Consider the following 13,203-nt stretch of genomic DNA (forward strand, 5'->3'; position numbering starts at 1 on the left):
GCGCGCCAGCAGCCGCAGCGTCAGCCGGCCGCCAGGTCGGCCGCTGTCCTGATCGCCTCGATGTTCGCCCGATAGGCTTCGACGCTGCCGCCCTTGAAGATGGCCGCACCGGCGACAAGCACGCTGGCGCCGGCCGCGGTGACCAATGGTGCAGTCTCCGGCGAGATGCCGCCGTCGATCTCGATCCGGATCGGCCGGCTGCCGATCAACTCCTTCACACGCTTCACCTTGTCGACGACCCCCGGAATGAAGGCCTGGCCGCCGAAGCCCGGATTGACGGTCATGATCAGGATCAGATCGAGCCGGTCGAGCACATATTCGATTGCCGTTTCCGGCGTTGCCGGATTGAGCGACACGCCGGCCTTCTTGCCGAGATTTCTGATCGTCTGCAGCGAACGGTCGAGATGCGGCCCGGCCTCGGCATGCACCGTCATGCCGTCGCAGCCGGCATCAGCGAAGGCCGCCAGATAGGGATCGGCCGGCGCGATCATCAGATGGCAGTCGAAGAAGGCCTCGGTGCGGTTGCGGATCGCCTTGATCACCGGCGGGCCGAAGGTGATGTTGGGCACGAAATGCCCGTCCATGACATCGAGATGGATCCAGTCGGCGCCGGCGGCCGCCGCCGCCTCGACCTCGTCGCCGAGCTTCGAGAAATCCGACGCCAGCACCGATGGCGCGATCAGGGTCTTGTGAGCCATGTCCGCTTCCCGTTCTTGAGCCCGCTCCCGCCCTAATCGCCCCAGCGCTGCTTGTCGACAGGAATCCGGCGTCAGTGTCTCGTCTGCGCAAAAGGAAAGAGGCGGCTCGGGCCGCCTCTCTCTCTTGATACAAGCGTCGGATTTCAGTTCACCGGAAGTCGCGGCCTGGCCAGTCGCGGTGGAAAGACCTTGCCTTGCTTCATTTTCTGCAAGTTGAGCTTCTTCACGGGTGGCTTGGGCACGCAATGTCCACGCACCAGTTTTTCCGTTGCCCGGCAGGCGGTGATGATCACCGGATTCTTGACGCATGCCTTGCCGACCAGATAGTAGCCGCGCTTGCAGTCGATAATGATGGGAGGCCTGCGCACACATCTCCCGTTGATGCGCTGTTCGTTGCGCTTGCACCTGTCGGCGATGACCGCATTGCGCACGCATTTCAGGCCCACTTGATGGTAACCGGGCAGGCAGTGGATGCTGACGCCGATGCACCTGCCGTTGACGCGTTTTTCGGTGCTGCGGCAGGCAGCCACCAGCGGCCTGTCGACGCATTTGCCGTGGATCAGCCTCTGGCTCGGCAGGCATATGCGGCCGGCATCGATGACGACCGGTGAAAGTTGCGGTTTACCGGGATTGGGCCGCGTATCGACCGCCAGATCGTCGGCTTTCGGGTCGAAATTGCGCTTGATGCAGGTGAAATCCTCGCCGTCGTTGTCAACGGTGGCGATCGAACCATTCTGCTTGATCTCCTGCAGCGTGCACTGGATCGAGCGCGTCCTGATGATGCTGAGCTCGTGTGCCGCACTCGCCTTGAACACCCCGCCATTGTTGAAGGCGGCCGTGGTTCCCGTGAAGAATGCACCGTTCGAGCAGCTGATGCGGTAGTGAAACGCACCGGGCGCATCGCGCTCGACCTCGAACGCCACCCGGCCCTTGCGCGGGCAGAGTTTTTTGAACCCAGCGCTGTCCGAGACGGTGACTTCGCCCTGCCAGTCCGGATGCGCCGGCGGGATGTCGGGGTTGTCCTGAGGTGCATCGGTGAAGCCGCCCCCGCCTGCACCGGTGCAGTGGACGGTGATGTCCTTCCAGCCGTCAAAGGGCTCGAACGGACCGTTGCCGATGATCTCGGTCTTGTACTGGAAGTAGGCGGTGGTGCCGACATCCTCCCATTTCTCGTAGGTGGCGAAATAGCCATTCTTGGTCGCGTCGTATGACGCCCACGCCTGCTGCACCTCGGACGCGATCGGCCCAGCGTTCTTCTGCCGCCAGATGCGCATCGAAACCGGTCCGGCCTGATTGGCTTGCGCCCGGCTCGTGACCTTCAACGAAGGGCAAACGGTGCCGAGCGTCGAGCCGGGCTGGTTCGACTGGTAGGTGGTCAGGAACAGCTTGACGTTTTTCACGTCGAACTCGCCGAAATCGTTGGCGATGTCCTGAACCTTCGGCTTGATCACCGGGTCGCAGACGACCTGGACGTCGAACGAACCGTGTTCGGCATAGTGCGAGTCGTAAAGCGGATGGGGCCAGCTGCCGCCCTGTGCCTCGCTGACAGCATTGTCCATATCGAGCGCTGTGTCGGTAAGGGCCGAGAAGCTCGCATGGAAAGTATGCGTGAACGAATAAGACTTCGTCGGTCCATCGGCCTGGAGGTGCTGGTTGCACTTGCCAATGATCTGGTCGCCATAGGGCACGACGGCGATGCCGGTGTCCGAAGACTGCGGTATGATGGAGGGATCGAAGGAGAAATTCTGCTGGTGATCGTAGTCGCGGCTGACAGGCGACGCGCTCCAGATCGGCGGAAACGCGCCGCACTGGCCTGGCCCGCAAACGCCGAGCGCCACGCCGACGTCCTGAACATAGCCTGGCCACCGCGTGTTGAGCTTCATGTGGCCCCAGAACTGGACATTGCCGCTTTTCAGCGTGTCCCATTTTTGCTTGTCGCTCGAGCCGACATGGATCGTCGTGTTGGCGCTTTCGGTGTGGAACGACATTGACTTGATGTTCGCCTGCTTGGCGAAGGCCGGCGTGGTGGCGAACGCAGCCGCGAGCAGGGCCACGGTCGCCGCCGTGTTGCGGAAAACATGCTTGGCTGAAGACATTTTCTCTCTCCTGAAATGTTCCTTCAGGAGTTTGTCGCCGCTCGCCGCTGTAAGGTTCACGCAGCCGCTGAAACACGTTCCGGCCAATGAAAGACCCCGCCGGATTGCTCCGGCGGGGTCTGGGCGTTGGGTGCAAAAGATCACGGCTGTTTCGCGCCGGATCCTCCTACTGGGGAACTTGAGGCCTGCGCCTCGGCATAGGCCTCTGCAAGATGTCCGGGTTCAGCAACAGGTTCGGGTTGATCTGCAGCGTCGGCGTCCTGCGGATCGGGGTGCAGTTCGGGTACTGCCCGACTGTCCCGGCCGGGCAGCGCCGTTTGATGATCGGCTGGCACTGGCCGTTGATCAGCCGTGAGCCGGGCGCGCACTCCACCGGCGGCCGGCGGCATGCGCCTCTGATCACCTCGGTCCCGCGCGGGCAGACACAGGCGCCGCGCTTGTTGTGGACTTGACCGCGAATGGTGCACTGTTCCACAGTCGGCTTTTTGGCGATCGGCACGCAGGCCCTGCCCTTCAGTTCCGTCCCCCTTGGGCAGATGCAGTCGCCGTTCTTGGTGCGGATCTGACCGCGCAGCAGCTTGCACTGCTCCACTACGGGCGGCTTTTTCCGGATCGGCCGGCAGGCGTCGCCCCTCAGTTCCGTTCCTCTCGGGCAGATGCAATCGCCGTCCTGTGTACGGATCTGGCCCTTGAGCAGCACGCAGCGCTGCGGGTCCTTCGGTTTCGGTATGATGACCGTGCCGCCACCGGACGAGCACTGGCCGTTGCGGAAAATTGTGCCTGGCGGGCAGACGCAGCTGCCGGCATCGTTCATGACAAAGCCCCGCGAGCACTCCTTCTTCACCTCACGCTTGATGGTGAAGGGATGGCAGGCATAGGCCTTGCCGCGATCGCCCTGCACGTCGGTCAGGTCGCGGGAGAGCACGTCGCCCGCGCCTCGCACCGGCGTGTCGGGAGACAGCACGCCGACGCAGTTCTGGCCACTGACGGTGTCCTGCAGATTGGCCAAGCGGCCGTAGGGGATGATCACGGTCACACGGTGAACGTGGCTTTCCCCTGCGGCGAGCGTCAGGTTGGCGATGCAGGATAGAGGCAGGGTCGCCGGCTCCGGCGCGCAACCGAAGGGGGGCTCGATCGAGGTGATCGCAACGCCTTCCAGCCGTCCGAGGCCGTCCAGGCCGATCGCATCCCCGATGCGAACCGGACCGGAAAAGGCGCTCGTCCCATCGTTCGCGATGGTGACCTCGAACGCGCAGGGTTGACCGACCCGGCACTCTGCATCGCCGGTCTTCTCGACACGGATGGTCGAGGTGCCGCCGCCCTTGGCGCAGGCCCGGCCGATCGGATAGACGATATCGTCTCCAGGCGCCGGGCCGTAAGAGCCGCGTGCGCAGTTCTCGAACGCGCCATTGGCGGCAACCGTCACGTCGAAGTGGCGGCTGGTTCCGGGAGTCATGACGGCGCCGGGAATCTGGCACGACAGCGTATTGGCCGGAACCGGTCCGCAAGCCCATTCCGCGCCGTCAGGGGTGACGGTCTGGATCTGGACAGGCGCGCCGCCAACCACCAGCGTGGCGGTATCGTTGACCCGCACCGGACCGGTGGGAGCAGTGGTGCCCGTGCTGATGACGGTGATGCGGCAGGTAACGGCCGCAGCACCGGCCAGCGAACCGCTGCACACTTTGGTGATGCGCACGGCCGGCTTGCCGCCATTGGGATGACGGATGCGTTGCTTGGCGCAGGCCCGATTGTTGGTGAGGTCGCCCTCACCGGGGATGGCCTTCACCTCGGCGCAGTTCTCGACCGTGTCCGGCCGGTAGCCGGCCGGCATCACCGCCTTGACGAAGATCGGCGTCGAGGCGCCCGGCAACAGCACGATACCGGCATTGTCGCAGCGGAACTGGCCGGGGCCGTTCGGTCCGCATGTCCAGGGCGGGGTCGGACCAAAGGTCGAGGACGCCGGCGCGCCGCCCGGATAGGTGTCGATGACCGTCAGCGGCCCGTCATGGGAGACGCTGCCGTTGTTGATGATGTCGATCACGAAGGTGCAGACACCATCGGTCGTGCACGCCTCGGTGCGGGCACGTTTCTTCAGGATCAGATCGACCTTCCTTTCCACCGGCGGCCGACAGTCGCGGTCGCCACGACGGCAGATCGGGATCGAGGCGCAGCCGCGGTCGTTTTGCTGGCTGCCGAACAGCGGCTTGCCACTGGCTCCATAATTATAGGCGGCGCAGTTGCGCAAGACGCGGCCTTGCCAACCTCCAGCCGGCTTGAAGCCGAGCTCGAGGTCGACGGAGGCACCCGGGTTGAGCGTGGTCACCGGATGGGTGCACGTCATCGGGGTGGCCGCCGGCGCACAGGCCCAGGGCGCATTCGGGCCTGAATCGAGGGTGGAGCCGGCCGGCAAGGTCACTTCGTCAAGAACGATCTTGCCGTGATACGGCCCGTCGCCGACATTGGTGACCCTGATGGTGAAGTTGCAGCCGCCGCCCATCGTGCAACGCATCACGTCGGCGCGTTTTTCAACCTTGAGGTCTGGCTCCCTGTCCTTGGGCGGGCACCTCTGGTCGCGCGGAATGACGATTTCGATCGTCTGCGTGCAGCACAAGCCCCAGCCCTCTTCCGGGCCGGCATAGGTTTCGATGCCGGTGACGACGAGGCGGATGACGTCTCCGGGTGAGGCACCGACGATCTTCCAGTCGAGCACGCCGCCGCCCTCCGGCACCAACTGCGTGTCGGGGATGATGGTGATGCCGGGTGTCGTCGTCGAAAGCTGCACCCACTTGCCGGCCATCTCGGCGCCGACCGGCATGTGGTAGATGAAAGCGCCGCCGCCGGGCACGCAGTCGACCGTGCCGCGTTCCACCTTGAAGCATTCCTTGCCGGGAGGTGGGGGCGGCGGGTCGCATTTGGTGACGTCGATCTTGATCGAGGTCTTTTCGCCGGTGAGGAAATTGCCGTCGTCCGGCTTACCCGGATCCTGCGACGGGATGATGGTCCCGGTGCCGGGTCCGACCGTCACCTTGATCAAACCCTGATTGTCGACGATCGCCGGCGAGGGAAATGCCGCATGGTCGATCTTGGCCGTGATCTGGAAGGTGATGACGCGCTCGTTGGGAGCGCCGACGCCGTCGAGATCACTGGCGGAAATCCGGAAATCGGAAACATCGGCCGTATCGTTCGGATTTGCCGACGTACTGATCGAGGCCCCGGGCAGCGGTCCGCCAGATGCATCCGTGCCGTCGCCGGACACATGCACGCCGACGATCCGCAGGCCATGCGGAAGCTGGTCCTTGAAGTCGATCCTAGCCTTTTCCAGCGCCGCCGCGAGGCCCGGGTTGGCAAAAGCTTGCGGGCTGCCGCGCAGGCCGAAGCTCAGGGAATATACGATATAGTCGCAGCCTCGTTGTCTGCCTTTCTTGGTGAAGAAAGGCGCGACCCGGCCCGGCCGCGGATTGATGATACGGGGGTCGTCGAGGTCGAACCTGAAATCCGGATTGGCGGTTTCGAGCGAACCGGAATCGGCGGGCTTGTCGAGGTCGGTCTGGCTGGCCTGAGCCGGAACAATATCCTGGGCGAAGCCTGGCACCGGGTTCAGCATGGCGACCGCGATACCGGCCGCCATCAGCCAGCGCGCGCCGCGCCTGGCGAGTGACAGGGGTTTCAGGATCGTCTCCCGGACCGTTGCCTGAATCCGGACCCTTGCCTGAACGTTGACGGTTGGCCGATCGCCGATTGATTGGCTGCCGGTTGTTTGGTTGCTGGTTGATTGATTGCTCGGGGCGAGCGGGGAATGTGCTGAAATGCTCATCTTCCCGCTCCTCAACGTTCGCAGCTGACGGTTGGGGTTCTGAGCGGCACGGTCATCTTGCAGCAAGGGAAGTAGCCGCCCTTGTCGCGGTCGGACTGCCTGTAGAAGCAGAGCCCGACGTCGACCGTCTCGCCAGGATAATGACCGGTGATGCCGATCGTGTGGGGCGCGCCTGGAGCGTGCGACAGGGGTGAAGTCACCGCGACGCCCGGTGTCCTGGACAGAGTCTTGATCGAATCGCCGCCGAAGCCGGCAGGGTCGTGGAGATAGAGTTCGGCCTCAAGGCCGGAAGGCGTGCAGAAATACCTGACATCCTCGATATCGAGGCAAGGAGGCACGCCACCGGGGGGCGGAAAGTAGGGCGGATAGAAAGGTGGCAGGTAACCGCCGCCCGGTATCTGCTCATAGTAGCCGGCACGGCCTTCGCAGGGGTGCCAGACCTCGACGTCGCCGACATGGCCTTCAACCTCGAGGTCTTCGAAATAGCCGTCGAAGTCGACGAACCACGAGCCGAAGGGCGGCACGTTGGCCGGCTTGACCAGCGCCGTCGGCGTGATCTGCACACCGTGGACGGCCAGCGGCCCGCCACCGGCGAGCTGTTCGGCGAGTGCTGGATTGTCACGCAATTTGTCGCCTGACTTGACCAGCGTGTCGGTGCAGACACTCGCGTCGAGATTGCCCTCGGCGTCATAGCCATACTGCAGGTCGAGGCCGCCGGCCGACTGCCGGTTGTCCTGGGGGAAGCCGACGGCATATTCCTGCGGCATTTCCACCCAGACCGATTCCGTCGCCTGATCGTCCGGGTTTTCGCGCCAGTAGCGGATGACCTCGCCCTTGCCGGAATCGGCGAACTGACTGTAGTCGTAGCGGTTTTCCACCGAGCCGCGCTGGGCCAGGTACATGAAGCCGCTGATATCGAAAGCGATGTCGGTGACGGCATGGTCCTTGCCGGCCTTGACCGTCAGCTCCCAGCGCGGGTCGTCGGCAAAGCTGCCGTCGCTGGCAACGCCAACCGACCAGATCTCGGCCTTTTCACCGACCGAATAATAGAGGCGGCCACCATGATAGGCGACGGACCAGACCCGGCGCTCGTCCTGCGTGTAGCCCCAGCTGTCGGGATCTTCGCTGTCGAAGACCTCGCCCTCTATGTCCATCACCGAGCCATCGTCGGCAAGCGGGGCGAGCCCATGCGCCGGGCGCCCGGCAACGCCGTGGTCGAACGTGTCGACCGGCGCGCCATTGGCGTCGATGCGGTGGATGAGACCGGTGTCGAGGTCACTGGCGAAGAACTGGCGGCGAATATTGTCGAAAGAGACGTCGCCGACGCCGGGACCGCTGTTGGTGTCGATGTCGGCGAACTTGCTCACCTGTCCGGTGATGCCGTCGATCTTCCAGATCGTGCCCGGCCCGCCGCCGTTCTCGGTGCCGAACTGACCGTCCATGAAGGTGGCGCCGGCAGCACCGCGACGCTGGCGCTCTGGGCGACCGTCCGCATCTTCGTCCGATGTGACGATACGGATGCCGTGCAGCGAGGTGGCGCCGGCGTAGAGGTTCGGAATGCCTGAGGGAACGCCGTCGCGGACGCCGTCGTCATAGGTGATGCCGAACACCTGGCCGATCTGCCCGGCCGTCACTTCGAAGGGCGGCGGCGTGAAGACGAGCTGGCCGGAGGCCGGCCCGCCGAGCCTTGAAACGTCGAAAACGCGCAAGGTTGCGCGCGTCGTGTCGATAAAGGTTTCGTCGACCGGATCGACGCCGGGCGGCAGGCCCTCTTCGAAATTTGGAATGATGGTGCCGGAAAATCCGGTCACCGCCATGGAGCCTGGATAGATGATCTGCGTTTCCTGCGCCTGGGCGGCGGCACCCAGCCACAGGCTGGTGGCGAGCGCCAGCGTCAGGAAGCCGCCGGTTGCCAAGAATCTACTGGTTGCCAGGAATTCACTGGTTAATTGCATCGTACGGCGCAAGCGGCCAGCACGATAGCGCACGAACGAGCCGTGTTCGCAAGGCATGGAATTCCCCCCGCGGGCGACGGGAGAAACATCCGGCGTTGCCGCGCAAATCAGGGCAAGGCGCGACGTTCCGGCACGTTTTTCCCTGATCGAATTGTCTGCTTTCCTCATAGTCACGATACGCTGGCTCTTACGCAGGGTCAACGGAAGCAGCGGAAAGCCTGGCGTATCGGCCCCGTCCCGAAAGCGGTGGTCGCGCCGAGCTCCCGTTGTTCCCGGCGACCATGGAATCTCTGAGTTTCCAGTCATGGGGCTTTCCTTTCCGGGGCCGCACCACGCGGCACCTGAGCGTCAGTCGCGGACGGGCGCGGAAAGGTTCATGGGAAGCGCTGGACGGCCTGGGCCCTTCGAGCCACGGCCAGAGGACGCCCCCCGCCGGGCGGCTGAGGCAAAGGATGTTGGACGCGTTGCGCAGAATGCTTGCGCGCCGCGCAGCCTGTTCTTATATACGCGCCAAGCCGTTCGGCGCCGGAATGCCGGTTGCCGGAACGGGATTTCTTGTGAACAGGGGCTTTCGTCGGAACGCCTGTACGGGTCCTGAGAGCCTGCTTAGCGGAGAGACTAGAAAAATGGCAAAAGTAATCGGTATCGATCTGGGAACTACAAACTCCTGCGTCGCCATCATGGACGGCAAGGAGTCGAAGGTCATCGAGAATGCGGAAGGCGCGCGCACCACCCCTTCCATCGTCGCCATCAACAGCGATGGCGAGCGCCTCGTCGGCCAGCCGGCCAAGCGCCAGGCGGTCACCAATCCTGAAAACACCATCTTCGCGGTCAAGCGCCTGATCGGCCGCCGCTATGACGATCCGGTGACGGACAAGGACAAGAAGCTTGTCCCCTACAAGATCGTCAAGGGCGACAATGGCGACGCCTGGGTCGAGGCCGGCGGGAAGAAGCAGTCGCCCAGCCAGATCTCGGCGATGATCCTCCAGAAGATGAAGGAAACGGCGGAAGCCTATCTCGGCGAGAAGGTCGAGAAGGCGGTCATCACCGTTCCGGCCTATTTCAACGACGCGCAGCGCCAGGCCACCAAGGACGCCGGCAAGATCGCCGGCCTCGAAGTGCTGCGCATCATCAACGAGCCGACTGCGGCCGCACTTGCCTACGGCCTCGACAAGAAGGAAGGCAAGACCATTGCCGTCTATGACCTTGGCGGCGGCACGTTCGACATTTCGGTGCTCGAAATCGGCGACGGCGTCTTCGAGGTGAAGTCGACCAATGGCGACACATTCCTCGGCGGCGAGGATTTCGACATGCGTCTGGTCGAATATCTGGCAGCTGAGTTCAAGAAGGAACAGGGCATCGACCTGAGGAGCGACAAGCTCGCCCTTCAGCGCCTCAAGGAAGCGGCCGAAAAGGCTAAGATCGAGCTGTCGTCCACCACGCAGACCGAGATCAACCTGCCCTTCATCACCGCCGATGCCACCGGCCCCAAGCATCTGACGCTGAAGCTGACGCGGGCGAAATTCGAGAGCCTGGTCGAGGATCTCGTCCAGCGCACCATCGAGCCCTGCAAGGCGGCGCTCAAGGATGCCAGCCTGAAGGCTGGCGAAATCGACGAGGTCGTCCTGGTCGGCGGCATGACCCGCATGCCCAAGATCCAGGAGATCGTGAAGCAGTTCTTCGGCAAGGAGCCGCACAAGGGCGTCAATCCGGATGAGGTCGTCGCATTGGGCGCCGCCATCCAGGCGGGCGTGCTGCAGGGCGACGTCAAGGACGTGCTCTTGCTCGACGTGACGCCGCTGTCGCTCGGCATCGAGACGCTGGGTGGCGTGTTCACGCGCCTGATCGAGCGCAACACGACGATCCCGACCAAGAAGAGCCAGGTGTTCTCGACGGCCGAGGATTCGCAGTCGGCCGTGACCATCCGCGTCTTCCAGGGCGAACGTGAAATGGCCGCCGACAACAAGGCGCTCGGCCAGTTCGACCTGGTCGGGATTCCACCGGCGCCACGTGGCGTGCCGCAGATCGAGGTCACTTTCGACATCGATGCCAACGGCATCGTCAACGTCTCGGCCAAGGACAAGGGCACCGGCAAGGAGCACCAGATCCGCATCCAGGCATCCGGCGGCCTTTCGGACGCCGACATCGAGAAGATGGTGAAGGACGCCGAAGCCAATGCCGAGACCGACAAGAAGCGGCGTGCGCTGGTCGAGGCCCGCAACCAAGCCGAGGCGCTGGTGCATTCCTCGGAGAAGTCGCTGAAGGAATATGGCGAGAAGGTTTCCGAGGCTGACCGCACGGCGATCGCCGATGCGATCGCGGCGCTGAAAACCGCTGCCGAAGGCGACGACGCGGCCGAGATCGAGGCCAAGACGCAGGCGCTCGCCGAAACTTCGATGAAGCTCGGCCAGGCCATGTACGAGGCTTCGCAGAAGGAAGCCGCGGAGGCTGACGCCAAGGCGGACGCCGCCAAGGACAGCGATGTGGTCGATGCCGACTTCGAGGAAATCGACGAGGACGACGACAAGAAGAAGTCGGCCTGAGCGGCTGACGGCAGATAAAGCGGAAAAGCCCGGCGCAAAGCCGGGCTTTTTTGCAACTCTGGACGAAAAAGTGCGGCCTTAGCCGAAAAAATGCGGGCAACCTCGCGTCGACACTGGCATCCCGGCCCCTTCGCACCTAAATCGGAACAGCGTGCCGGCAAACGACGCAACAGGGCTTCAAGACGTTGAATATCCGGACTGCAGGAAAAAATGAAAGCTGATTTCTACGAAACGCTGGGCGTGCAAAAGGGGGCCGACGAGAAGGAGCTCAAGAGCGCGTTCCGCAAGCTCGCCATGCAGTTCCATCCCGACCGCAATCCCGGCGATCATTCCTGCGAGCACAAGTTCAAGGAAATCAACGAGGCCTACGAGACGCTGAAGGACCCGCAGAAACGCGCGGCCTACGACCGCTTCGGTCACGCCGCCTTCGAACAGGGCGGCATGAATGGCGGCGCGCAAGGCTTCGGCGCCGGCGGCTTTGCCGACATCTTCGAGGACATTTTCGGCGACATGATGGGCGGGCGCCAGCGTCGCTCGTCCGGCGGGCGCGAGCGCGGCGCCGACCTGCGCTACAACATGGAAATCACGCTGGAGGAGGCATTCACCGGCAAGACCGCGCAGATTCACGTTCCGGCCTCGATCTCCTGCACGGAGTGCTCCGGCAGCGGCGCCAAGCCCGGCACCCAGCCCGTCACCTGCTCGATGTGCAACGGCCACGGCAAGGTGCGCGCCACGCAAGGATTCTTTTCGATCGAGCGCACCTGCCCGCAATGCCAGGGGCGTGGCCAGACCATCAAGGAGCCGTGCCCGAAATGCGCCGGCCAGGGCCGCGTCACCGAGGAGCGCTCGTTGTCGGTCAACATCCCGGCCGGCATCGAGGACGGCACCCGCATCCGCCTTGCCAATGAGGGTGAAGCCGGCCTGCGCGGCGGCCCGTCAGGCGATCTCTATATTTTCCTGGCGGTCAAGCCGCACGAATTCTTCCAGCGCGACGGCGCCGATCTTTACTGCAAGGTGCCGATCTCGATGACGACCGCCGCCCTTGGCGGCTCCTTCGAGGTGGCGACGCTGGACGGCACCCAGACGAAAGTGAAGGTGCCGGAAGGCACCCAGAACGGCCGCCAGTTCCGCCTCAAGGGCAAGGGCATGCCGGTGCTGCGCCAGCACAACGTCGGCGACCTCTATATCCAGACCGCTGTCGAGACGCCGCAAAACCTCTCCCGCCGCCAGCGCGAACTGCTGGAGGAGTTCGAGCAGCTATCCTCGAAGGATAATTCGCCTCAGTCGAGCGGGTTTTTCGCCCGCATGAAGGACTTTTTCGAAACCTTCGGCGAGCGCTGATGCCTATTCTTGCCAATCGGGTATAGAGTACAATTAGCGGAAGCTTCCCAAGCGTCATCAACATCTTATACCGGCATCCGCCTTGCCTTGGACCCCGTAGCTGCTAAGTAGCGTCTCGGGAGGAGCGTTCAGGAGAACTTGCATGGCACATGGTCCCGGATTGCGAAAGGCGCTGGCGGAAAAGTTCGACGACGAACTGAAGTTCTTCAAGGGCTGGATCGACAAGCCGAAAGCGGTCGGTTCGATCGTGCCGACCAGTTCCATCACCGCCCGCAAGATGGCCTCTGTCGTCAACCCGAAATCGGGCCTGCCGGTGCTCGAAGTCGGACCCGGTACCGGCGTCATCACCCGAGCCATCCTCGCCCAGGGCGTTAAGCCTGAAAATCTCTATGCGGTCGAATATTCCACCGATTTCGTGCGCCATCTGCGCCAGCTCTATCCTGATATCAACGTCATCGAGGGCGACGCATTCAATCTCGATGCGACGCTCGGCGACAAGGGCGGCCTGAAGTTCGATTCAGTCATCTCCGGCGTGCCATTGCTCAATTTCCCGGTCGCCCAACGCATCGCCTATATCGAAAGCCTTCTCGACCGCATTCCGACAGGCCGCCCGGTCGTGCAGCTGACCTACGGCCCGCTGTCGCCGATCCCGCCCGGCCGCGGCGACTACACGGTCGAGCATTTCCATTTCGTCATTCGCAACATCCCGCCGACGCAGCTTTGGATTTACCGGCGCGGGGCGCATTGATCAGTATT

At 63.6% G+C, this 13,203-nt stretch carries 7 protein-coding genes; 3 read left to right on the top strand and 4 right to left on the bottom strand.

The features are described from left to right. Positions 1-20: 20 nt before the first annotated feature. From rpe to IQ26_RS08530, 4 genes are all read right to left on the bottom strand, one after another. Positions 21-698 (bottom strand): ribulose-phosphate 3-epimerase, encoded by a 678-nt coding sequence (gene rpe / locus IQ26_RS08515; protein ID WP_145715817.1) that lies wholly within the window; start codon positions 696-698, stop codon positions 21-23. A gap of 143 nt (positions 699-841) precedes the next feature. After that, positions 842-2,794, bottom strand: coding sequence for an EB domain-containing protein (locus tag IQ26_RS08520; RefSeq protein ID WP_145715819.1), 1,953 nt, complete (start codon positions 2,792-2,794; stop codon positions 842-844). A 166-nt stretch (positions 2,795-2,960) separates the two neighbouring features. Beyond that, positions 2,961-6,608, bottom strand: a complete 3,648-nt coding sequence (locus IQ26_RS08525) for a DUF7929 domain-containing protein (protein WP_456086338.1) — start codon at positions 6,606-6,608, stop codon at positions 2,961-2,963. Positions 6,609-6,619: 11 nt separating this feature from the next. Beyond that, entirely contained in the window at positions 6,620-8,620 is a 2,001-nt protein-coding gene (locus IQ26_RS08530) for a hypothetical protein (protein WP_407660316.1), read from the bottom strand. A gap of 569 nt (positions 8,621-9,189) precedes the next feature. Between IQ26_RS08530 and dnaK the strand changes: the two genes are divergently transcribed. The 3 genes from dnaK to pmtA all read left to right on the top strand — a co-directional run bounded on the left by dnaK (position 9,190) and on the right by pmtA (position 13,195). After that, positions 9,190-11,106: a molecular chaperone DnaK gene (gene dnaK, locus IQ26_RS08535; protein WP_145715822.1), complete on the top strand. Its 1,917-nt coding sequence runs from the start codon at positions 9,190-9,192 to the stop codon at positions 11,104-11,106. A gap of 210 nt (positions 11,107-11,316) precedes the next feature. Further along, entirely contained in the window at positions 11,317-12,447 is a 1,131-nt protein-coding gene (dnaJ, locus tag IQ26_RS08540) for a molecular chaperone DnaJ (protein ID WP_135933963.1), read from the top strand. A gap of 142 nt (positions 12,448-12,589) precedes the next feature. After that, positions 12,590-13,195 (top strand): phospholipid N-methyltransferase PmtA, encoded by a 606-nt coding sequence (gene pmtA / locus IQ26_RS08545; protein ID WP_145715824.1) that lies wholly within the window; start codon positions 12,590-12,592, stop codon positions 13,193-13,195. The last annotated feature ends 8 nt before the right edge of the window (positions 13,196-13,203 follow it).

The sequence above is a fragment of the Mesorhizobium tianshanense genome (genome assembly GCF_007830515.1).
Taxonomy (GTDB): Bacteria; Pseudomonadota; Alphaproteobacteria; order Rhizobiales; family Rhizobiaceae; genus Mesorhizobium; species Mesorhizobium tianshanense.